This is a genomic window from Leifsonia sp. 21MFCrub1.1, from assembly GCF_900107895.1.
Lineage (GTDB): Bacteria > Actinomycetota > Actinomycetes > Actinomycetales > Microbacteriaceae > Leifsonia > Leifsonia soli.
Window position 1 is genome coordinate 2,594,570 of sequence record NZ_LT629867.1, and the last position, 22,459, is coordinate 2,617,028.

Consider the following 22,459-nt stretch of genomic DNA (forward strand, 5'->3'; position numbering starts at 1 on the left):
GCCATGACCGACGCCGCCGACTGGCAGTTCGAAACCAAGCAGATCCACTCCGGCGCTGCTCCCGACCCGGTGACCAACGCCCGCGCCACCCCGATCTACCAGACCACCTCGTACGTGTTCAACAACGCGGAGCACGCGAAGAACCTCTTCGCCCTCGCCGAGTTCGGGAACATCTACACCCGCATCCAGAACCCGACCCAGGCGGTCGTCGAGGAGCGCGTCGCCGCGCTCGAAGGGGGCACCGGCGCCCTCCTCGTCGCCTCCGGTCAGGCCGCTGAGACCTTCGCCGTCCTCAACATCGCGCAGGCGGGCGACCACATCGTGTCCTCCAGCTCGATCTACGGCGGCACCTACAACCTCTTCAAGTACACGCTCGCGAAGCTCGGCATCGAGACCACCTTCGTCGAGAACCAGGACGACGCCGAGGAGTGGCGCCGCGCCGTCCGGCCGAACACCAAGCTGTTCTTCGCCGAGACCATCGGCAACCCGAAGATCAACATCCTCGACATCGCCCTCGTCGCGGAGGTCGCGCACGAGGCCGGCGTCCCCCTGATCGTCGACAACACGATCGCCACGCCGTACCTGATCCGTCCGTTCGAGCACGGCGCCGACATCGTCGTCCACTCGGCGACCAAGTTCCTCGGCGGCCACGGCACGGTCATCGGCGGAATCATCGTCGACGGCGGCTCGTTCGAGTGGTCGAAGAACGTCGAGAAGTTCCCTGGCCTCACCGAGCCGGACCCGTCGTACCACGGCGCGAGCTACACCGCCGCGGTCGGCGACGCCCTCGCCTACATCATCAAGGCGCGCGTGCAGCTGCTCCGCGACCTCGGAGCGGCGATCGCCCCGGCGAGCGCCTGGCAGCTCATCCAGGGCATCGAGACGCTGTCGCTCCGCGTCGAGCGTCACACGCAGAACGCGCAGGAGATCGCCGAGTTCCTCGAGTCGCACCCGGACGTCGCGTCCGTCAACTACTCGGGCCTGCCGACCAGCCCCTGGTACGCGGCCGCCAACAAGTACGCCCCGAAGGGCGTCGGCGCCGTTCTCTCGTTCGAGCTCAAGGGCGGGGTGGATGCGGGAGCCGCTCTCGTCGACAACCTCTCGTTGTTCAGCCACCTGGCCAACATCGGCGATGTCCGCAGCCTCGTCATCCACCCGGCGTCGACCACGCACTCGCAGCTCACCCCCGAGCAGCAGCTGACCGCCGGCGTCACGCCGGGCCTGGTCCGCCTGTCGGTGGGCCTCGAGAACGTCGACGACCTGAAGGCCGACCTCAGCGCCGGCCTGGCCGCCGCCCGCTCCGTCGCCGAGGCCGCCCGCGCCTGACGCTCCTGCTGCCCGGCGCCCCCCGTCGAGTACACGAAAACTGCACGCGAAACTCCGGTTTCGCGTGCAGTTTTCGTGTACTCGACGGGGGGCGCGGTGCGCGGCGTAACAGAGCGGGCGGTCGGCGCGGGGTCCGGGAGAATGGTCGCTATGGAGTGGCAGACATCCGCCGACACGGCGCCGTCGAGTTTCATCACGGAGGCGCAGGCGAGAACGCTGCTCGGGAAGCCTCCGGCGAGCGGCGCCTGGAAGGAGTCCGACCCGGCGGGCGATCGGCAGTTCGCGGGCATCGGCGCCTTCTCGTTCGAGAGCGGCGAGACCCTGCCGTTCGTCCGTGTCGCGTATGAGACGTGGGGGGCTCTGTCGCCGGAGCGCGACAACGCCGTACTGGTGCTGCACGCGCTGACGGGCGACTCGCACGCGGCCGGTCCCGCCGGTCGCGGCCACCGGACCCCCGGCTGGTGGCAGGGCATCATCGGACCAGGAAAGGCGATCGACACCGACCGCTGGTTCGTTGTCGCCCCGAACATGCTGGGCGGCTGCCAGGGAACGACCGGTCCTGCGTCGCTCGCGCCCGACGGCGCCGAGTGGGGTGCCCGGTTCCCGTTCACGACCATCCGCGACCAGGTCGCCGCGCAGGCCGCCCTCGCCGACGCCATCGGCCTGGACCGCTGGGCCGCGGTCGTCGGCGGCTCGATGGGCGGGATGCAGGCGCTGGAGTGGGCCGTCATGTTCCCGGAGCGGGTCGAACGGCTGGCGGTCATCGCCGCGCCCCCGTACTCGACCGCCGACCAGATCGCCCTCAACTCGGTGCAGATCGAGGCGGTGCGCACCGACCCGCTGTTCCGCGGCGGCCAGTACTACGACGCCGAGGACGGCGACGGACCGCACCGTGGGCTCGCGCTCGCCCGGCGCATGGCCCTGCTCAACTACCGCAGCCCGTCCGAGCTGAACGAGCGCTTCCAGCGGGCCTGGCAGAGCGAGATCAGCCCGCTCGGCGGCGGCGGACGGTTCGCCGTCGAGTCGTACCTCGACTTCCACGGCAACAAGTTCACCCGCCGCTTCGACGCGAACAGCTACATCACGCTGGTGGAGGCGATGAACTCGCACGATGTCGGCCGCGGGCGCGGCGGAATCGCTGCAGCGCTCTCCCGCGTCACCGCACGCACCCTGGTGGTCGGCATCGACAGCGACCGGCTGTTCCCCGTCGAAGGACAGGAGCAGATCGCCTACCATGTTCCGGACACGCTGGACGGTAGAGTTCCAGTGGTGATCCGGTCGGACTTCGGCCACGACGGGTTCCTGATCGAGGACGACGTCGTCAGCGCCCAGCTGAGGCGACTGCTCGACGTGTGATGGAGGACGGAGGGGCATGTCGCGCATCCAGAAGGAGCGTGATCGTCTCCTCGCTGCGACGGCCCGCACCGTCGGGCTGACGGCCACGGTCACGGCGCTCTTCTGCCTGAGCATCCCCGGCTCGCTCCCCCTCCCCCTGTACCTGGCGTCCCTGGTCCTCATCGTGTGCCTCGGCTACGCGCAGTGGCAGCTTGCCGGCCTGCTGCGGCTGACCCTGTGGATGTGGGTCATCGTCGTCGCGGGCGTCGCGCTCATCCTCATCCACCTGCTGCCGGGGACCGCACTCGGGCCGTCGGCGATCAGTGCGGTCAGCGTGATCGGCGCCGCCTCCGTCGCCTGCGTGTGCGTGGTCGGCGTGAGCTCGCGCAGTCGTCTGGTGCTGCTGGTGGCGGCCGCGGCCGCGACGGTCACAGCGCAGGGCGTGACGCTCGGGATGACGCACTCCCGGATGGTCGAGACCCTCGTCTTCACCGTGACGGGCTGGATCGCCCTGACCGCGACGGGCGTCTGGCTGGCCCGCACGGTCCCGCGCACCCTGAAGCGCATCTCGACGATGAGCCGGGCCTATCGGGTGGAGCGCCAGGCGAGCGAGACCGAGGCGCGTCGCCGGCAGAGCGCCCGGCTGCTGCACGACACGGTGCTCGCCACCCTCACCCTGCTCGCGCACTCGGGCGTCGGCGTCAGCCACGGAGCGCTGCGCGAGCAGGCCGCCGAGGACGCCGCGCTGCTCCGCCAGCTGCGCCTCGGCTTCACCCCCGACCCGGCGCGGTCGGGCGACTACAAGCTCAAGCCGGTGGAGGAGTCGACGCTCGGCAACACCCTCGAGTCGGTGAAACAGCGCTTCCGCCGCATGGGACTCGAGGTGAACTGGCACGGCGCCGGCCAGGTGCTGCTCCCGAGCGACGTGCTCGACGCGTTCCTGCTCGCCCTCGGCGAGTGCCTGGAGAACGTGCGCAGGCATTCCGGCGTCAACGAGGCGCACGTCACGATCACCGACGACGAGACGAACGTGCGGGCGATGGTGACGGACGCAGGCAAGGGCTTCGACGTCGCATCCATCGACACCGGCCGGCTGGGCTTCACCGAGTCGATCGTGGCGCGGCTGCGCGATGTCGGCGGCAACGCGCGCCTCTTCTCGTCGCCCGGCAGCGGGACGACCGTCGTGCTGGAGGTGCCGAAGTGACCGGGGTCGACGAGCGGACGGTTCCGCGCAGCCCGCTGGCACGCGGCGCCGCCGGGGACGAGCGGGATGCGCTCGGTCGCGCACGCCTCGACCTCGGCTTCAACGTGGCCACGGTCGCCCTGATCGCGTTCCTGGTCACCCTGTTCGGCTTGAACATCGCCGAGTACCCGCTGCTGGGCTTCACCGTCACCGCGTGGGTGCTCATGGCCGTGACGCTGGTGGCCGCGCTCGTGCTCCGCTTCCGGCTCCCCGACGAGCTGCCCACCTGGCTCTTCCTCGGCGCCCTGGGCGTCTGGGCGGCCGCGGTCGCGCTGGACATCGCGGGGACCTGGCCGGTCGGCGGCGCCATCGTGCCCCTGACCGCCGCCGCTGCCGTCGGGCCGGCCCTTCTGCTGTGCGTTCCCGTCCGCCCGGCGCGCGACATCGTCCTCGCCACCGCGGTGCTGGGCGTCGTCCTCGCGGTCGTCGAGGTCTGGAGGTCGCTGCCGGACATGCAGCTCCTCGGCCCCGGGCTGGTCACGGTGGCCATCGCGGTGGCGCCGCCGCTCGTCGGAGTGCAGATCGTGCGGTCGCTGCGCACCCTGGTGCAGCTGGAGCTCGACCTCGTCCAGGTGCAGAGCACCGTCGTCTCGCCCGGCTACGCCATCGGGATGCTGGCCTCGGAGGAGCTCGCCCGCCTCGACCTCGCCGCTGAGCGCCTGCTGGACGGCGTCGCCACCGGCCGCACGGCGCTGCCGCTCGACGAGGACACCGCGGACGCCGCGGCCTCCATCGCGACGGAGTTGCGCCTCCACCTCATCCAGGGCCGCCGCGAGACCTGGCTCTACCACGCCGTCACCGAATCGGCGCTCCTCGGCCCGTCGGTGACCCTGACCGATCCGGACGGGCTCGCCGCCGGGCTGAGCCGCGATCAGCGCGACGGACTGCTCACCGCCGTCTGGCTGCTGATCAGCGACCCCGTCCGGAGCGGAGCCGGCCAGCCGCGCACGCTCACCCTGGATCTGACACGGCCGGTCGGCACCTACCCGCGTACCGCCAATCCGGGGGCCACAATGGCTATCGTGATCTCGACCAGCGGTGTGCCGCGAAACGGGGTAGACCCTGCGGCATGGCAAGCTATCCGTAAGGTGGGCCGCTACGTCGAGTCGTTCTCGGGTTCGACCCTGCGCATCGAGATCACCACGGTGAGCGACACATCAGCCGAGCTGGTCTGATCCAGCCGGTTCGATACAGAGAGAGGCACCCCATGGGCGAGGAACCCCCGATCAGGATCGCGATCGTCGACGACCACAAGATGCTGCTGGGAGCACTGACCGAGTGGATCCGCAGTGCGGCGGACGACATCCGCATGGTCGCGGCCGTCGCCAGCTGGCCGGAGCTGCTGACGCATCCCGAGTTCCCGGTGGATGTCGTCCTCCTCGACCTCGACCTGAAGGACAACATCCCGATCTCGTTGAAGCTCTCGACGCTGAAGACGACCGGGGTCGCCACCGTTCTCATGAGCACGTACTCGGAGCCTGCGGTCGTCCGCGAGGCCCTGGCGGCCGGGGCGATGGGCTACCTGGTGAAGAGCGAGGACGCCGAGATGATCGTCGAGGCGATCCGCGCGGCGCGCATGGGCGAGTCGTTCATCTCGGCCGAGCTCGACCTGGCGCTCAACGCCGGCGAGGTCGGCGGGGCCCCGAAGCTGAGCGCGCAGGAGCGGCGCGTGATGGCGCTCTACGGCGCAGGCGAGCCGGTCAAGGCCGTCGCCTTCCAGCTGGGGATCTCGGACGAGACCGCCAAGAGCTACCTCAAGCGCATCCGCGAGAAGTACCGTGTGGCCGGCTACGACGTCGGCACCAAGGTCGCCCTGCGCAAGCGCGCCATCCAGGACGGCATTCTGCTCCAGAACGACTGACGGCCGTCCGCGTCCGTCAGTCGATGGGCGCGGAGACCGGGGTCCGCTCCGCCGGCCGCTGAGCCGCGACCGAGCCGGTGGCGACGCCGCGGCGGATGCGCGAGCGGTCGATGCCGAACGAGATCAGCGCCAGCGCGATGCCGCCGAGCGCGAGGAGCCCGCCGACGACGACCGGCGACAGATAGCCGAGCCCCGCGGCGATCGTGAGGCCGCCGAAGAAGGCACCGGCGGCGTTGGCGATGTTGAGCGCCGAGTGGTTGAGCGCGGCGGCGATCGACTGGCTGTCACGTGCAACATCCATCAGCCGGGTCTGGATGGTCGGCGAGAGCGCCGAGCACGCGCCCGACACGACGAACACCGAGATGAGGAGGCCGACGACGGTGGATGCGGTCAGCCAGAGCGCCGCGAGGCCCACCAGCAGGATCACGAAGAACAGCAGCATGCTGCGCCGGACGCTGTGGTCGGCCGCGCGGCCGCCGAGGATGTTGCCGATCGTCATCCCGAGCCCGGCGAGGACGAGCACGAGGGGAACGGTCGACTCCGGCATCCCGGTGATGGTCGTGACGATCGGGGCGATGTACGTGTAGACGGCGAAGAAGCCGCCGAAGCCGACGGCCCCGATGAGCAGCGCCAGCCACACCTGCAGCCGGGTGAACGCCCGCAGCTCGTTCCGCATGGTCGCCTTCGCATCGCCCGCCTGCCACGGCACCAGCAGGGCGACGGCCACGAAGGTCAGGGCGAAGATGGCCGCGACGACCAGGTAGGCGATGCGCCACCCGCTGTGCTGGCCGATCCAGGTGATGGTCGGAACGCCGATCACGTTCGCGATCGTGAGCCCCGACAGCACGAAGGCGACCCCGCGCCCGCGCTTGCCCGGCCCCATCAGGGATGCGGCGACGAGCGAAGCGATGCCGAAGTAGGCGCCGTGCGGCAGCGCGGAGACGAAGCGGGCGACCATCACCAGCTGGAACGTCGGGGCGACCGCCGACGCCAGGGTGCCGACGGTGAACGCGACGAGCAGCCAGAGCAGCAGCTTCTTGCGCGGCCAGCGGGCGGCGACGGCCGCGATCGTCGGGGCGCCGACGACGACGCCGAGCGCGTACGCCGAGATGATCCAGCCGGCCTGCGCGTTGGCGTCGGTCGGCGAGGCGGCGTACAGCTGCGGCAGCAGGTCGTGCGCGATGTTGGGCAGAAGGCCCATCGCGACGAACTCGGTCGATCCGATGCCGAATCCACCGAGGGCGAGCGCCAGCAGCGCAAGACGGATACGGGCCGACGACAGCTTCGTCGGCCCGTCGATAAGCGGGGTCACCCGCTCAGCCTATATCGAATCGTTTCGACCCGCCGCCGCACCCCCGCCCGCAGAGTGAGATTTGGCGCACATCTCGCGAATGGGCGCCTCAGAACCGCGATGTGGCGGACATCTCGGCCGGTGGCGTCTAGGGGCGGGGGGCCGAGGGGGCGGCCGCGGCCTCGGCGGCCTGCTCCTCGAAGAACTGGGCGACGTCCACGTCGCGGGTCTCCTCCGGTTCCGAGACGCCGGCGCGCACGGCGCCCGCGATGGCGACGACGACGCAGCCGAGCAGAACGCCGCCCACCAGCACCGCGACGATGATCAGGAACGGCCCGAACTGCACGAACACGCCGAAGAGCAGAAGCAGGAGGGTGTCGACATCCACGTCAGTCGCCCCGCTCCAGGGCGGCCTCGAGCCGCTCGACCTTGCCGTCGAGCTCGCCGGAGTACCCGGGCCGGATGTCCGCCTTCAGCACCAGGGAGACCCGCGTCCCGTAGCGGCCGACCGCCTCCGTGGCGCGGCGGACGACATCGAAGACCTCGTCCCACTCCCCCTCGATGGTCGTGAACATCGCGTCCGTCCGGTTCGGGAGGCCCGACTCGCGCACGACGCGCACGGCCGCAGCGACCGCGTCATGGACGGACGCGTCGGCCCCTTCGCCACCGCTCGGCGCGACAGAGAACGCCACCAGCATGTGTTCCTCCTTCTCTCAGCGTGCGCTTCCGCCGACCGGTTCGGGGTGAGCCCCGGGGGTCGAGCGGAACGGCCACGCGTGGGCCGGGACCAGGTCGCCGGCCGCCTCCTGGCGGTGGCGCCGGCGCCAGAGCGCCACGACGGTCCAGCCCAGTATCACGAAGTACATGAGGTTCCGCACGGTCAGGACGGCCACCATGCCCGCATCCGGCACCAGAAGCCAGTCGTACAGGAACGGGTAGAAGACCTGCGTGAGCGCAGCGGTGATCAGCACCAGCACCGCCGGCGTGCGGAAACCGCGGCCCTGGTAGACGAGCCCGACCACGACGGGAGCGGCCAGCCACACGACGTACTGCGGGGAGCCGACCTTGTTGAACGCGATGAAGGCCGTCACCAGCGCCAGCGAGAGCTCCGGCAGGATGCGCGTGTACGGCGTTCCCCTCCGGTACGCCCGCACGCCGATCAGCAGCACGACGATCGCCGTCAGGGCGAACAGCGGGTTCATCAGGGCTCCGGCCGTGGCCGTCCCCTGACCGCTGACCTGGAAGGTGAGCAGCTGCCGGTCGTAGTAGACCTCGGCGCCCGGCACGTGGAACGCGGCCTGCCACATCCAGAACGTGCTCACCGGCGCCTCGATCTGCAGGCCGCGGTCGGTCTGCATGGTGATGAAGCTCAGGATGTGCCACCCGGCGCCGAAGATCAGCGGCACGGCCGCGATCACCGCCGAGGTCGTCACGGCGACGAGGACGATGTGCCAGCGCGAGCGCAGCGCGACGACGGCGGCCAGCAGGATCGCCGCCGGCCACACCTTGATCCAGGTCGCCGCCGTCAGCACGACGACCGCCGCCCGCTCGTGGAGCGTCAGCCAGAGCAGCCCGACGATCGCGAGGGAGGCCGAGACCGAGTCCAGCCGCCCGACCGCGATCGGCCCGAGCAGGAGCAGGAAGCCCAGCCACCACCAGGCCGCGATCAGCCGGCGCGGCTCCCGGCCGACGATCAGCACCGCGAAGGCGGCCGCGTTGAGCAGCAGCACCATGTTGAGCCACGCCCAGACATAGCCGTCCGCGCCGAACAGCAGAGGGAGCATGACCGGGACGATCGCGCCGAACGGGTACACCCAGTCGGAGTCGACGCCGACGATCTGGGTGCCCTGGGCGGCGAGCTGCGCCCACGGCTTGTAGACGAGGAAGACGTCGCCGAGGCCCTTGCCCTGGTCGAGCGCGAGGCCGCTGATGATCAGGTGGACGGCGAGGAACGCGATCCAGAGCGACAGCGGGCTGAAGGCGACGCGGCGCAGCAGCCCGGCCTCGGCCCGAGGGGTCGGCGCGGCGCTCAGCGGCACCGCATCCATCCCCATAGCGCCACATCCTAGGGGATGCGCCCGACGCGTCCCTGAACCGATCAGCCGGCCGCGCGCACCAGCTCGCGCACCACGCCAGGGAGTTCCCCGACGATGTCGAGAGCGACGATCGGACCGCCGTCCGACGCCCGCTCCCCCGCACGCCCGTGGATCCAGGCCGCTGTCGCCGCCAGGGCTGCGAGCGCGGCGTGGCCGTCCTCGTCGATCTCGCGGGCGTGCGTCGCGACCAGGGCGCCGAGGACGCCGCCGAGCACATCCCCGCTCCCGGCCGTCGCCAGCCAGGCGGGTCCTGCGGTCACGGCGTAGCGCGGTCCGCCGGGCGCGACGACGTACGTCGTGTGGCCCTTGAGCAGGACGGTCACACCGAGGCTCTCGGCCGCGCGGACCGCCCACGCGGCTGGGTCGGCGGCGATGTCGTCGGCCGTCACCGCGTCGGAGTCGTCGTCCGCTCCGGCCGCGAGCATCGTCGCGAGCTCGCGGAAGTGCGGCGTGACGACGACCGGGGCCGAAGCGCGGCCGACGAGGTCGAGGGCTCCCGCATCGATGACGAGCGGCGTGCCATCACGCAGCGCCGAGCGCAGGCGCTGTGCGTCGTCGACCGGGCGGCTCGCCGCATCCATCCCCGAGCCGATCAGCCAGCCCTGGACGCGCCCGGGAGCCGTCACCACCTCCGGGCGGCGGCGCATCACCTGCTCGGCCGGACGGTCGGCGCCCAGGTAGCGGATCATCCCCACCCCGGTCCGGGAGGCGCCCTCCACCCCGAGCACGGCAGCGCCCGGATAGCGGTCGGATCCGGTCACCACCCCGAGCACGCCGCGCGAGTACTTGTCGCTCGACTCCTGCGGAACGGCGATCCACGCCGCGGCATCCCGTTCGTCCCAGCTCTGCCAGTCGCTCACCGGCGCCTCCCGTCGTCGCTCCCGTCGGCCGCGCACCGCGACCCGGGCCCATCGAACCCCTACCGACCTCACGATAGGTTGTGAACATGGCGATCAGCATCCCCGGAAAGGTGATCGTGTTCGACTACGGCGAGGTCATCTCGGTGACCCCGTCCGACGAGGACCGCACCGCCCTGACCGAGCTCGCCGGCGGCGACCCGAAGGTGTTCTGGCCGGCCTACTGGCGGCACAGGGACGCGCTCGACCAGGGCACGCTGAGCATCCAGTCGTACTGGCGCGGCATCGAGCGCGAGCTCGGCGAGAACTGGGGCGATGCGAAGATCCACCGCCTGTGGCTCGCCGACTTCCGGAGCTGGCTGACCATCGACCACGACACGCTCCAGGTGCTCCTCGACCTCAAGGAGGGCGGAACGCGGATGGCGCTGCTCTCCAACGCCGGCCGCGACTTCGGCTCCTACTTCCGCCACGGCACCCTCGGCGACCTCTTCGAAAAGGTGTTCGTCAGCGGCGAGCTCGGCACGATCAAGCCCAGCGCGGAGATCTTCGAGCACGTGCTCTCCGAGCTCGGCGTGACGGCGGAGCAGACGGTGTTCATCGACAACAAGGAGGCGAACGTGCGCGGGGCAGAAGCCCTCGGCATCGCCGGGCACGTCTTCACGTCGCCGAGCGACCTCCGGGCATATCTGGACGGTCTGGCGGCTTAGATGGTCATATGCCCTCTCTTTTCGATCCCCTGACCCTCCGCGGCGTCACCGCGCGCAACCGCATCTGGACCTCCCCGATGTGCCAGTACTCGGTGCTCGACGAGTCCGGCGTCCCCGGCACCTGGCACCTGATCCACCTGGGGTCGTTCGCGACCGGCGGCAGCGGAATCGTCTTCACCGAAGCCACGGCGGTCGACCCGGAGGGACGGATCAGCCCGCGCGACACCGGCATCTGGACGGACGAGCAGCGCGACGCGTGGAAGCCGATCACCGCGTTCATCGAGTGCCAGGGCGCCGTTCCCGGCATCCAGCTCGGCCATGCCGGCCGCAAGGCGTCGTCGTGGCCGGCGTGGGGCTTCGACGGCCGCACCGGCTCCGTCCCGGAGGCGGAGGGTGGCTGGCGCACGGTCGCTCCGTCGCCCATCGCGTTCGACGGGCTCGATGTCCCGGACGAGCTGGATGCTGCCGGGATCGACACGGTCGTCGACGACTTCCGCTCGGCGGCGCGCCGGTCGATCGAGGCGGGATTCCGGGTGATCGAGCTGCACGCGGCGCACGGCTACCTGCTGCACCAGTTCCTCTCCCCGATATCCAACCGGCGGACCGACGAGTACGGCGGCTCGCTGGAGAATCGCGCGCGACTCCTGCTGCGCGTGATCGCGGCCGTCCGCGAGGAGGCGCCGGACGCGCCCCTCTTCGTGCGCTTCTCGGCGAGCGACTGGACGGAGGGCGGCTGGGACGAGGACCAGACCGCGACGGTGGCCACCTGGGCGCAGGAGGCCGGAGCGGACTTCTTCGACATCTCCAGCGGTGGCATCCAGGCGGGCATCCGCATCCCGCTCAGCCCGGGCTACCAGGTGCCGTTCGCGCACCACGTGCGCAGCACCTCCGACGTGGATGTGAGCGCGGTCGGTCTCATCACCTCGCCGCAGCAGGCGGCCGAGATCGTCGAGAGCGGCCAGGCGGACGCCGTGATGCTGGCGCGCGAGCTCCTGCGCGACCCGCACTTCCCGCTGCGGGCCGCCCACGAGCTCGGCGTCGAGATCGGCTATTGGCCGCCGCAGTACCTCCGCGCCCGCTGGCGCTGAGCGACGGGGCCGGTCAGGCCGGTTGCGTGAGGCAGAGGTAGTTGCCCTCGCTGTCCTGGAACCACGCCGACCGGCCCATGTCGTCCGTCGCGATCCCGTTCTCGGTGTGCAGACCGGGGAAGTCGTAGTCCGCGAACACGACACCCCGCTCCCTCAGATGGGCCATCGTGGCCTCGATGTCGGGCGTGAGCCAGCACATCGCGGTGTTCTGCGCCGTCCCGGCGTTCCCGGTCTCGTACACGTAGATCTTCGCTTCGGACCCGGTGCCGTACAGCACCCCGCCCTCGGTCGTCCGCTCCGGTTCGAGCTCCAGCTTGTCGCGGTACCACTCGACGGCCCGCTGCAGGTCGGAGGCAGGAAGGACGGAGTACGTCACATACGACTCCAACATGGTGATCCTCCTTCATCCAGGCGGCACCATACGCGCATGCACCGGTATCGGGGCCACTGGAATCCCGCGTCTACGCCGCCTGGGAATCCGCCCCGGAATCCACGGTCCTCCCGCATCCCCCCTCGATATACTTGCGGGCAAATGGACGACCCTCCCTCTGCCAGCCCGTTGCCCGGATCGAGCCCGTTGGGATGCGAGCGAGGTGACGGCCGTGCTCTCTGAGTGGATCATGCTCGGCGTCGGTCTGCTGCTGACCGTCGGGACGGGGCTTTTCGTCGCCAGCGAGTTCGCCCTCGTCAATCTGGATCGCGGCGATCTGGAGGCGCGTCGTGAGCGTGGCGAGTCCCGCCTCGCCATGACCATCGCGGCGCTGAAGATCACCTCGACGCATCTGTCGAGCGCCCAGCTCGGCATCACGCTGACCACGCTGCTCACCGGTTACACGATGGAGCCGGCCATCAGCTCGCTGCTGCGCGGTCCTCTCACCTCCACCGGCCTCCCGGAGGGCGCCGTAACGCCCATCGCGTCGATCGTCGCGATCGTGGTGGCGACCCTGCTGTCGATGATCCTCGGCGAGCTGGTGCCCAAGAACTTCGCCCTGGCCCTCCCGCTCGCGACGGCCAAGCTGGTGATCCCGTTCCAGACCGTGTTCACGGCGGTGTTCCGTCCGTTCGTCGCGCTGCTGAACGGCACGGCCAACGGGTTCCTCCGCCTGCTCGGCATCGAGCCGAAGGAGGAGCTGTCCGGAGCCCGCACCGCGGACGAGCTGTCGTCGCTGGTGCGCCGCTCGGCGAGCGCGGGGGTGCTGGAGGAGGACACGGCCACCCTGCTCAGCCGGACGCTCGCCTTCTCCAGCCGCACCGCGTCCGACGTGATGACGCCCCGGCCCCGCATCGAAGCCGTCCAGCGCACGGACCCGGCCCAGGCGGTCAGCGAGCTCGCCAGGAAGACCGGCTACTCCCGGTTCCCGGTGATCGGCGACGACATCGACGACGTGCTCGGCGTGGTCCACGTGAAGCAGGCCGTCGCCGTTCCCCGGCAGCGGCGCTCCCGGGTCCCCGCGTCCGCCCTGATGACCGACCCGCTGCGCGTACCGGAGACCATGGGCCTCGACACCCTGCTCGGCGAGCTGAGGGCCCGCGGATACCAGCTCGCGGTCGTCGTCGACGAGTACGGCGGGACCTCGGGCATCGCCACGCTGGAGGACCTGGTCGAGGAGATCGTCGGGGAGGTCGCGGACGAGCACGACCGGACCCGAGCCGGTGTGATCCGCGGACGCGACTCGATCACCTTCCCCGGCATCCTGCGCCCGGACGAGCTCGAGGAGCGCGCCGGCGTCACCGTCCCGGAGGAGGGGCCGTACGAGACGGTCGCCGGCTTCGTCATGAACGAGCTCGGCCGGTTGCCGAAGGTCGGAGACGAGGTCGTGATCGACGGCGGCACGTTGCGCGTCGAGCGCCTGGACGGCCGCCGGGTCGACCGCATCCGCTACACACCCGATCCGGTGCCTGTCGCCGAGAGCGCGAACGGAGAGGGGGCCGCCCATGAGTGACTGGGCCGGAATCGCCTGGCTGGTCGTGCTGCTCGCGGTCAACGCCTTCTTCGTCGGCGCGGAGTTCGCCGTCATCTCCGCGCGCCGCTCGCAGATCGAGCCGCTGGCGGAGCGCGGGAAGCGAAGCGCCAAGACCGCTCTGTACGCCATGGAGCACGCGACGCTGATGCTCGCCACGACGCAGCTCGGCATCACCGTGTGCTCACTGCTGATCCTGAACGTGTCGGAGCCGGCCATCCACCACCTGCTGGAGGTGCCGCTGCACGCGACCGGGTGGTCCGAGGAGGTCATCGGCACCATCGCGTTCATCGTCGCGCTGGTCGTCGTGTCGTTCCTGCACGTCGTGTTCGGCGAGATGGTCCCGAAGAACATCTCGTTCTCGATGCCGGACAAGGCCGCGCTGCTGCTGGCGCCCCCGCTGGTCGGGATCGGCCGTGCCGTCCGCCCGATCATCGTCGCCCTGAACGCGACCGCGAACGCGGTGCTCCGCCTCTTCCGGGTGGAGCCGAAGGACGAAGCGGCCAGCACCTTCACGCTCGACGAGGTCGCGACCATCGTGTCGCAGTCGACGCGCGAGGGCGTGCTCACGGACCGCACCGGCGCGCTGACGGCGGCGTTCGAGTTCACCGAGAAGAAGGTGCGGGATGTGGCGGTCGCGCTCGACGCGCTGGTGACCCTTCCGGCCGCCCCCACTCCCGCAGATGTCGAGAAGGCCGTCGCCAAGCACGGCTTCTCGCGCTACGTCGTCCCGGACGCCGACGGAGAGCCCACCGGCTACCTGCACCTGAAGGACGTTCTCGACCTGGAGGAGACCGGCTTCGAGCTCCCCGTCCCGGCCAAGCGCATCCGCCGGCTGGTGACCGTCTTCGCCGGAAGCGACCTCGAGGACGCCCTGGCGACCATGCGCCGCTCGGGCAGCCACCTGGCCCGCGTCGTGGATGCGGAGGGCGCCACGGCCGGCGTGCTGTTCCTGGAGGACATCATCGAGGAGCTGGTCGGCGAGGTCCAGGACGCGACCCGGCGCAGCTGAGAGTCGCGATCCGGACCTCGTCGTTGACATCGAAGGAAGAGTGAGTGTACAGTCACTCACATGCCACGAACCCTTTCCACCGCCGACGACCGCCGCGAAGCGGTGCTCGGCAGCGCCATCGCCGTCTTCGCCGTCGGCGGGTACCTCGGCACACCGATCGCCGCGGTCGCCAAGGACGCGGACATCTCGCCCGCGTACGTCTTCAAGCTCTTCCCCAGCAAGGAGGGGCTGTTCGTGGCGGCTCTCGAGCGCTGTTTCGAGCGGATCGAGCGGGCGCTGGAGGCTGGTGCACGCAGGGCCGACGGCGAGACGCCGACGGTGATCCTCGACCGCATGGGCGACGCGTACGCGGAGCTCATCGGCGACCGCTCGCTGCTCATGCTCCAGGTTCACGCCCAGTCCGCCTCCGACGTCCCGGAGATCCGCGAGGCCCTGCGGCGCGGGCTCGCCCGCATCACCCGGTTCGCGGCGATCCGCTCCGGCGCATCGCCCGACGAGGTCCAGCGCTTCATCGCGTACGGGCAGCTGTGCCACCTGGTGGTCACGGCCGGCCTCGAGGATGTGCCCGAGGAGTGGGCGCGCCTGCTCACGAACGGCATCCAGCACCCCTGATCCCCCTTCCCTCCCCTCGCCATCACCCGGCGCCCGAGAGTGATTGATCGATCACTCACAATGAAAGGACATTCTCATGGAAACGCCTCTCGCCACCGCAGCGGCACCTCTCGCCGCTCCCACCCCCCGCAGCACGCACCGCTGGTGGGCGCTCAGCGTTCTCGCCCTCGCACAGTTCCTCGTGGTGCTGGACGCATCCATCGTCAACATCGCCCTCCCGACCGTCGGGACCGCGCTCGGACTCGACACCGCGGCGCTCGCCTGGGTCGTGACGGCCTACGTCCTGCCCTTCGGCGGCCTCCTCCTGCTGGGCGGACGTCTCGCGGACCGGTTCGGGCATCGCCGGGTGTTCCTCATCGGCGTCGCCGGCTTCGCACTGGCGTCGCTCGCGGCCGGTCTCGCAGCGAACGGCACCATGCTTCTGGGTGCACGAGCCGTTCAGGGGGCATTCGCCGCCCTGCTGGCGCCCGCATCCCTGGCACTCCTCACGCAGCTCTTCCCCGACGCCGAAGCGCGCGGGAAGGCCCTGGGCCTGTGGGGTGCTGTGGCCGGAATGGGCAGCGCGGCGGGCGTCCTGCTCGGCGGGGTGCTCACCGCGGCATTCGGCTGGTCCGCCGTCTTCTTCGTGAACGTGCCCGTCGGCATCCTCGTGCTCGCGGTCATCCCGTTCCTCATCGGCCGCGACCCGGCTGCACGAGCAGAGCGGATGGATGCGGCGGGAGCCGCGACCGCGACCCTCGGACTCGCGGCGGCCGTCGCCGCCCTCAGCGAGGGCGGCGCCCTCGGCTGGACGAACCCGATCGTCCTGGGGCTCGCTGGCGCTGCGGTCGTCCTTCTCACCGCGTTCGTGTTGATCGAACGCCGCGCCGCGCACCCCCTGCTGCCGTTCTCCTTCTTCCGCAATCGCGACGCCCTGGCCGGCGACATCGTGATGCTGCTGGTCGGCGGCGCCACGGTCGCGCTGTTCTTCGCGCTCTCGGTCTACCTGCAGGAGGTGCTGCACCTGGACGCTCTGGCGGCCGGACTCAGCCAGCTGCCGCTCGCCGTCGCACTCGTGGCGATCGCCGGCGTGATCCCGGCCGTGGTCGCCCGGGCGGGGCTGCGCACGACGCTGGCCGGTGCGCTCGTCGTGCTCGCCGCCGGGGTCGTCTGGTTCACCCTCGCCGGGAGCACCGGATTCGTCGCCGGGTTCATCCTGCCGAGCATCGTGATCGGTCTCGGTCTGGGCGCCTCCTTCGTCACGGTCACCCAGCTCGCCGTCCGCGGCGTGCCGGAGTCGGAGTCCGGCCTTGCCAGCGGCCTGGTCAACACCGCTCAGCAGATCGGCGGCGCGCTCGGCCTCGCCGTCCTCGGCGGCATCGCTTCGGCCCGCACCTCCGCACTGCTGGACGCGGGAAGCGGCGCGGCCGACGCCGCCGCCGGCGGATTCCTCCTGCTGTTCCTGGGCGTCGCGGTGCTCGCGGTCCTCGGAGCGGCGATCACGGCACTGGTCCGCCCCCGCTCCAACTGACCCCTCCGTCGAGTACGCACAAACTGCACGCCAGACACCCGTTCGGCGTGCAGTTTGTGCGTACTCGACGTGGGGGGCGACGGGGGCGACGGGGGGCTACCAGCTGACGGGGAGCGCCTTGCCCTCCTCGTAGCCGGCGGCGGACTGGATGCCGACGAGCGCTCGCTCGTGGAACTGGGCGAGGGTGCGCGCGCCGGCGTAGGTGAACGAGCTGCGCACCCCGGTCGTGATCATGTCGAGCAGATCCTCGACCGACGGCCGCAGCGGGTCCAGGTAGATGCGAGAGCTGGAGATGCCCTCGGCGAAGAGCTCCTTGCGGGCGAGCTCGTAGGCGTCGAGCCGCTCGAAGCGTCCCTTCACCGCCTTGGTGGACGCCATGCCCCAGCTCTCCTTGTAGAGGCCGCCGTTCGCGTCCCGGTCCAGGGTGCCGGGCGCCTCGATCGTGCCGGCGAACCAGGAGCCGATCATGACGGACGCACCGCCCGCGGCGAGCGCGAGCGCGACGTCGCGGGGATAGCGCACACCGCCGTCCGCCCAGACGTGCGCCCCGAGCTCCCGTGCGGCCGCGCTGGTCTCGAGCACTGCGGAGAACTGCGGGCGGCCGACCGCGGTCATCATGCGCGTCGTGCACATGGCGCCGGGGCCGACGCCGACCTTGAGGATGTCTGCGCCCGCCGCGACCAGGTCGCGGACGGCCTGCTCGGTGACGACGTTGCCCGCCACGATGGGCAGCCCGAGGCCCAGCTCCTTGACCGTGCGGATAGCGCGGACCATGCCGTCCTGGTCGCCGTGCGCGGTGTCGATGACGAGCACGTCGACGCCCGCAGCCGCGAGCGCTTTCGCCTTGCCCGCGACATCGCCGTTGATCCCGACGGCCGCGGCGACGCGGAGCCGACCGTGCGCATCCAGTGCGGGCGTGTAGATCGTGGAGCGGAGGGCACTGCGCTTCGACAGGGTGCCGACGACGCGACCGTGGTCGAGCACCGGCGCGAAGTCGATGCCGGCAGCATCCATCACCTGGAAGGCCTGACGCCCGTCCGAGAGGTCCTCGGCGTCGAGCGAGGTCAGCGCGCCGTGCAGCAGGTCGCCGACCCGCGCGTCTGCGAGCGCAGAGCCGAGCTGGACGGCCGCGAGGCAGCCGAGGTACGCGCCGTCCGCATTCGTGACCACAATCCCGTGTCCTTCGACCGCCGGGATGCGGCGGAGCACGTCGGCGACGCTCTCGTCGGGGTGCGCCTCATACGGGGTGTCGAACATCACCGGCTGGGCCTTGACCCAGCGGATCGCGTCGTCGAGATCCTGCAGGTGCATGTCCTGCGGGAGGACGCCGAGACCGCCGCGGCGGGCCAGCGTCGCGGCGAGCCGCTTGCCTGTCACCGAGTTCATGTTCGCGGACACGATCGGGATGGTCGCACCGGTGCCGTCGTTGGGGGCGAGGGACACGTCGAGACGGCTCGTGACGTTCGACCGCGACGGCACGAGGAACACATCGGAGTAGGTGAGATCGTGGCGCGGCGATGTTCCATAGAACTGCATGGGAATAACGCTATCCCGCTCGGCTGAGCGCCCGCACGCGAGCACCGATGGGATTAGGCTTGAGGATCGGATGGAAGCGGGCGGTGACAGGCCGCCCGGTCACGACGAAATCGATGGAGAGAGTGGGCGATCGGCTGTGTCGAGCCAATTGACCGGAGTAGGGACCGAAGACGGCGCCGCGGGCGAATTCGGAGCCAACGAATGGCTGGTGGACGAGCTGTACGAGCAGTTCGTGCACGACAAGAACTCGGTCGACAGGTCGTGGTGGCCCATCCTCGAGAACTACCATCCGGCGGTGAAGGACGAGTCGATCCCGTCGCCGGGTGAGACCCCCACCGAGACCCCGGCGGAGCCCGGAGTGCCGGCCCCGTCGGAGCCGACGGTCCCCAGCCCGGCGGAACCCTCCGTCCCGAGCCCGGCGGAGCCGACGGCGCCCAGCCCGTCCGAGCCGTCGACACCGGCTCCCCCGGCGGGCGGAGCGCCCGCCCCGCACCCGAACGAGCCGAAGCCCGTCACGACTCCCATCCCGGTGATCGGCCAGCAGCCCGTCGCCCGCACCACTTCGGTGGCGGCCAAGCCGCAGCCGGTTCCGGCCGACGCGCCGGTGACCGCCCCCAACGCGACGCTGGAGGCGGCGGAAGAGGACAAGGTCACGCCGCTCCGCGGCATGTCCAAGACACTCGCCACCAACATGGACGCGTCGCTCACCGTCCCGACCGCGACCAGCGTCCGCACCATCCCGGCCAAGCTGATGATCGACAACCGCATCGTCATCAACAACCACCTGAAGCGCGCGCGCGGCGGCAAGGTCTCGTTCACGCACCTCATCGGCTGGGCGCTCATCCAGGCGCTCAAGGAGTTCCCGAGCCAGAACGTCTACTACGAAGAGGTCGACGGCAAGCCCTCGGTGGTGGCCCCGGCCCACATCAACCTCGGCATCGCGATCGACATCCCGAAGCCCGACGGCACCCGCGCTCTGCTCGTCCCCAGCATCAAGCGCGCCGACACCATGCGCTTCGGCGAGTACCTCGCCGCCTACGAGGAGCTCGTCGCCAAGGCCCGTAACAACAAGCTCGCCGCCGGCGACTTCGCCGGGACGACGATCTCGCTCACCAACCCGGGCGGCATCGGCACCGTCCACTCGGTCCCGCGCCTGATGAAGGGCCAGGGCTGCATCATCGGCGCCGGCGCCCTCGAGTACCCGGCCGAGTTCCAGGGCTCCAGCGAGAAGACCCTCGCCGGACTCGCGATCGGCAAGACGATCACGCTGACGAGCACCTACGACCACCGCGTCATCCAGGGCGCCGGTTCTGGCGAGTTCCTCAAGATCGTGCACGAGATGCTGATCGGCAAGCGCAGCTTCTACGAGGACATCTTCGCCGAGCTGCGCATCCCCTACGTGCCGATCCACTGGAACCCGGACATCAGCGTCGATCTGGCCAGCGCCGTCGACAAGACCGCCCGCGTGCAGGAGCTGATCAACTCGTTCCGCGTGCGCGGCCACCTCATGGCCGACATCGACCCGCTGGAGTACAAGCAGCGGTCGCACCCGGACCTCGAGATCGAGAGTCACGGCCTCACCTTCTGGGACCTCGACCGCGAGTTCGTCACCGGCCAGTTCGGCGGGGACAAGCGGAAGATGAAGCTGCGCGACATCCTCGGCGTTCTGCGCGACTCGTACTGCCGCACCGTCGGCATCGAGTACATGCACATCCAGGACCCGGCCCAGCGCAAGTGGTTCCAGGACAAGCTGGAGCGGCCCTACGAGAAGCCGACCCACGACGAGCAGCTCCGCATCCTCGGCAAGCTCAACGAGGCCGAGGCGTTCGAGACCTTCCTGCAGACGAAGTACGTCGGCCAGAAGCGCTTCAGCCTGGAGGGCGGAGAGTCCACGATCGCGCTGCTCGACTCCATCCTGCAGGGCGCGGCGGAGGCCGGCATGGACGAGGTCGCCATCGGCATGGCGCACCGCGGCCGCCTCAACGTCCTGACCAACATCGCGGGCAAGACGTACGGCCAGATCTTCCGCGAGTTCGAGGGGACGCAGGACCCGCGCACGGTGCAGGGCTCCGGCGACGTCAAGTACCACCTCGGCACCGAGGGCACCTTCAAGGGAGCGGGCGGCGAGGAGATCCCGGTCTACCTGGCCGCGAACCCCTCCCACCTGGAGGCCGTCGACGGCGTCCTGGAGGGCATCGTCCGCGCCAAGCAGGACCGCCGCCCGGCCGGAACGTTCCTCACCCTGCCGATCCTGATCCACGGCGACGCGGCCATGGCCGGTCAGGGCGTCGTGGTCGAGACGATGCAGATGTCGCAGCTGCGCGCCTACAAGACCGGCGGCACGATCCACGTCAACATCAACAACCAGGTCGGCTTCACCACCCCTCCCGGCGAGGCCCGCAGCTCGGTGTACTCCACCGACGTGGCCAAGACCATCCAGGCGCCGATCTTCCACGTGAACGGCGACGACCCCGAGGCCGTCGTCCGCGTCGCGGAGCTCGCCTTCGCCTACCGGCAGGAGTTCAAGCGCGACGTCGTCATCGACCTCGTCTGCTACCGCCGCCGCGGGCACAACGAGGGCGACGACCCCTCGATGACCCAGCCGCTGATGTACAGCCTCATCGAGGCGAAGCGCTCGGTGCGACGCCTCTACACCGAGGCGCTCGTCGGCCGCGGCGACATCACCGAGGAGGAGTACGAGCAGGCGCACCGCGACTTCCAGGACCGCCTGGAACGCGCGTTCATGGAGACGCACGCGGCTCAGACCAACTCGACGCCCGTTCTGGACGCCGACGGCTCCGGCGACCTCGCGCAGACGGCCACCGAGGACGACAACGTGGGCGAGCCCGAGACGACCGCGGTCAGCGCACAGGTCATCGGAATGATCGGCGACGCGTTCAACAACCCGCCCGCCGGCTTCACCGTCCACCCGAAGCTGCAGCAGCTGCTCAACAAGCGCAGCGAGATGAGCCGCAACGGCGGCATCGACTGGGGCTTCGGCGAGCTGCTCGCGCTCGGCTCGCTCCTGGTGGAGGGCACACCGGTGCGCCTCGCCGGCCAGGATGCGCGCCGCGGCACCTTCGTGCAGCGCCACGCGGTGCTGCACGACCGGGTCAACGGCCAGGAGTGGCTGCCGCTCGCGAACCTCAGCGACAACCAGGCGAAGTTCTGGATCTACGACTCGCTCCTCAGCGAGTACGCCGCCATGGGCTTCGAGTACGGCTACTCCGTCGAGCGCGCGGACGCGCTGGTGCTGTGGGAGGCGCAGTTCGGCGACTTCGCCAACGGCGCCCAGACGATCATCGACGAGTTCATCTCGTCCGCAGAGCAGAAGTGGGGCCAGCGGTCGTCGCTGGTGCTGCTCCTCCCCCACGGCTACGAAGGTCAGGGGCCGGACCACTCCAGTGCCCGCATCGAGCGGTACCTGCAGATGTGTGCCGAGAACAACATGACCGTCGCACGCCCGTCCACCCCGGCGTCGTACTTCCACCTGCTGCGCCGCCAGGCCTACGCCCGCCCGCGCCGCCCGCTCATCGTCTTCACCCCGAAGGCGATGCTGCGACTGCGCGGAGCCGCGAGCAACGTCGAGGACTTCACGAACGGCCGCTTCGAGCCGGTGATCGACGATGCGCGCATCGCCGACAAGGGTTCCGTGAAGCGGGTGCTGCTGATGGCCGGCAAGCTCTACTACGACCTCCTCAACGAGCTCGAGAAGAACCCCAACCCCGAGATCGCGCTCGTGCGGGTCGAGCAGTACTACCCGCTCCCTGCCGCCGAGCTGAAGGCGGTCGTGGACTCCTATCCCAACGCCGAGCTGGTGTGGGTGCAGGACGAGCCGGAGAACCAGGGCGCGTGGCCGTTCATGATCCTCGAGACGTCGAAGCTGGGCCCGCGCCCGCTCGGTGTGGTGTCGCGCCCGCCGTCGGCGTCGCCCGCCGCGGGTTCCGCGAAGCGTCACGCGCAGGAGCAGCAGGTGCTGATCCAGCGGGCGCTCACGCTGTAGTCCGCGACAGAATCACGGGAG

The 22,459-nt window shown here is 70.4% G+C and carries 19 protein-coding genes; 12 read left to right on the plus strand and 7 right to left on the minus strand.

The genetic code is table 11. The features are described from left to right. The first annotated feature begins 3 nt into the window (after positions 1-3). The 5 genes from BLW09_RS12395 (at position 4) to BLW09_RS12415 (ending at position 5,765) form a co-directional block, all read left to right on the plus strand. Positions 4-1,326: a bifunctional o-acetylhomoserine/o-acetylserine sulfhydrylase gene (locus BLW09_RS12395; RefSeq protein ID WP_089913070.1), complete on the plus strand. Its 1,323-nt coding sequence runs from the start codon at positions 4-6 to the stop codon at positions 1,324-1,326. A 150-nt stretch (positions 1,327-1,476) separates the two neighbouring features. Then, a complete protein-coding gene (gene metX, locus BLW09_RS12400; protein WP_089913073.1) occupies positions 1,477-2,682 on the plus strand; it encodes a homoserine O-acetyltransferase MetX in 1,206 nt (401 codons plus the stop codon). Positions 2,683-2,698: 16 nt separating this feature from the next. Beyond that, complete coding sequence (locus BLW09_RS12405; protein ID WP_089913076.1) at positions 2,699-3,865, plus strand: sensor histidine kinase; 1,167 nt, start codon at positions 2,699-2,701, stop codon at positions 3,863-3,865. Next, positions 3,862-5,079 (plus strand): hypothetical protein, encoded by a 1,218-nt coding sequence (locus BLW09_RS12410; protein WP_089913079.1) that lies wholly within the window; start codon positions 3,862-3,864, stop codon positions 5,077-5,079. Before BLW09_RS12405 ends, BLW09_RS12410 begins: the two co-directional genes overlap by 4 nt. 32 nt (positions 5,080-5,111) lie before the next feature. Beyond that, on the plus strand, positions 5,112-5,765 hold the full coding sequence (locus BLW09_RS12415) for a response regulator transcription factor (protein ID WP_089913082.1): 654 nt from the start codon (positions 5,112-5,114) through the stop codon (positions 5,763-5,765). A 16-nt stretch (positions 5,766-5,781) separates the two neighbouring features. On the opposite strand, the gene BLW09_RS12420 is transcribed toward BLW09_RS12415, so the two are convergent. The 5 genes from BLW09_RS12420 to BLW09_RS12440 all read right to left on the minus strand — a co-directional run bounded on the left by BLW09_RS12420 (position 5,782) and on the right by BLW09_RS12440 (position 10,012). After that, complete coding sequence (locus BLW09_RS12420) at positions 5,782-7,077, minus strand: MFS transporter (RefSeq protein ID WP_089913085.1); 1,296 nt, start codon at positions 7,075-7,077, stop codon at positions 5,782-5,784. 127 nt (positions 7,078-7,204) lie between these two features. After that, positions 7,205-7,444 carry a hypothetical protein gene (locus BLW09_RS12425; RefSeq protein ID WP_089913087.1) on the minus strand — a complete coding sequence of 80 codons (240 nt, stop codon included), beginning with the start codon at positions 7,442-7,444 and terminating at the stop codon, positions 7,205-7,207. A gap of 1 nt (position 7,445) precedes the next feature. Continuing rightward, positions 7,446-7,754, minus strand: coding sequence for a thiamine-binding protein (locus tag BLW09_RS12430; RefSeq protein WP_089913090.1), 309 nt, complete (start codon positions 7,752-7,754; stop codon positions 7,446-7,448). A 15-nt stretch (positions 7,755-7,769) separates the two neighbouring features. After that, positions 7,770-9,110, minus strand: a complete 1,341-nt coding sequence (locus BLW09_RS12435; RefSeq protein WP_089913092.1) for a glycosyltransferase 87 family protein — start codon at positions 9,108-9,110, stop codon at positions 7,770-7,772. A gap of 44 nt (positions 9,111-9,154) precedes the next feature. After that, the gene (locus BLW09_RS12440) at positions 9,155-10,012 is read right to left on the minus strand and encodes an ADP-dependent NAD(P)H-hydrate dehydratase (RefSeq protein ID WP_089913095.1); all 858 of its coding nucleotides are present in this window, start codon (positions 10,010-10,012) and stop codon (positions 9,155-9,157) included. An 86-nt stretch (positions 10,013-10,098) separates the two neighbouring features. Between BLW09_RS12440 and BLW09_RS12445 the strand changes: the two genes are divergently transcribed. Together BLW09_RS12445 and BLW09_RS12450 are read left to right on the plus strand one after the other, a co-directional pair. Continuing rightward, positions 10,099-10,716 (plus strand): HAD family hydrolase, encoded by a 618-nt coding sequence (locus BLW09_RS12445; protein ID WP_089916849.1) that lies wholly within the window; start codon positions 10,099-10,101, stop codon positions 10,714-10,716. Positions 10,717-10,724: 8 nt separating this feature from the next. After that, positions 10,725-11,804, plus strand: a complete 1,080-nt coding sequence (locus tag BLW09_RS12450; RefSeq protein ID WP_089913099.1) for an NADH:flavin oxidoreductase/NADH oxidase — start codon at positions 10,725-10,727, stop codon at positions 11,802-11,804. Positions 11,805-11,817: 13 nt separating this feature from the next. Here the strand turns inward: BLW09_RS12450 and BLW09_RS12455 are convergent, their stop codons facing one another. Further along, the gene (locus BLW09_RS12455) at positions 11,818-12,195 is read right to left on the minus strand and encodes a VOC family protein (protein ID WP_089913102.1); all 378 of its coding nucleotides are present in this window, start codon (positions 12,193-12,195) and stop codon (positions 11,818-11,820) included. A gap of 229 nt (positions 12,196-12,424) precedes the next feature. Here BLW09_RS12455 and BLW09_RS12460 point away from each other — a divergent pair, with 229 nt between their 5' ends. From BLW09_RS12460 to BLW09_RS12475, 4 genes are all read left to right on the plus strand, one after another. Next, positions 12,425-13,747, plus strand: coding sequence for a hemolysin family protein (locus BLW09_RS12460; RefSeq protein ID WP_172824348.1), 1,323 nt, complete (start codon positions 12,425-12,427; stop codon positions 13,745-13,747). Further along, complete coding sequence (locus BLW09_RS12465; protein ID WP_089913108.1) at positions 13,740-14,777, plus strand: hemolysin family protein; 1,038 nt, start codon at positions 13,740-13,742, stop codon at positions 14,775-14,777. Before BLW09_RS12460 ends, BLW09_RS12465 begins: the two co-directional genes overlap by 8 nt. Before the next feature lie 60 nt (positions 14,778-14,837). Continuing rightward, a complete protein-coding gene (locus tag BLW09_RS12470; protein WP_089913111.1) occupies positions 14,838-15,389 on the plus strand; it encodes a TetR/AcrR family transcriptional regulator in 552 nt (183 codons plus the stop codon). Positions 15,390-15,465: 76 nt separating this feature from the next. Further along, entirely contained in the window at positions 15,466-16,899 is a 1,434-nt protein-coding gene (locus BLW09_RS12475; protein ID WP_089913114.1) for a DHA2 family efflux MFS transporter permease subunit, read from the plus strand. Between the two features lie 96 nt (positions 16,900-16,995). Here the strand turns inward: BLW09_RS12475 and BLW09_RS12480 are convergent, their stop codons facing one another. Then, on the minus strand, positions 16,996-18,435 hold the full coding sequence (locus BLW09_RS12480; RefSeq protein ID WP_089913117.1) for a GuaB1 family IMP dehydrogenase-related protein: 1,440 nt from the start codon (positions 18,433-18,435) through the stop codon (positions 16,996-16,998). A gap of 136 nt (positions 18,436-18,571) precedes the next feature. On the opposite strand from BLW09_RS12480, the gene BLW09_RS12485 reads away from it, so the two are divergent. Further along, entirely contained in the window at positions 18,572-22,438 is a 3,867-nt protein-coding gene (locus tag BLW09_RS12485) for a multifunctional oxoglutarate decarboxylase/oxoglutarate dehydrogenase thiamine pyrophosphate-binding subunit/dihydrolipoyllysine-residue succinyltransferase subunit (RefSeq protein WP_172824210.1), read from the plus strand. The last annotated feature ends 21 nt before the right edge of the window (positions 22,439-22,459 follow it).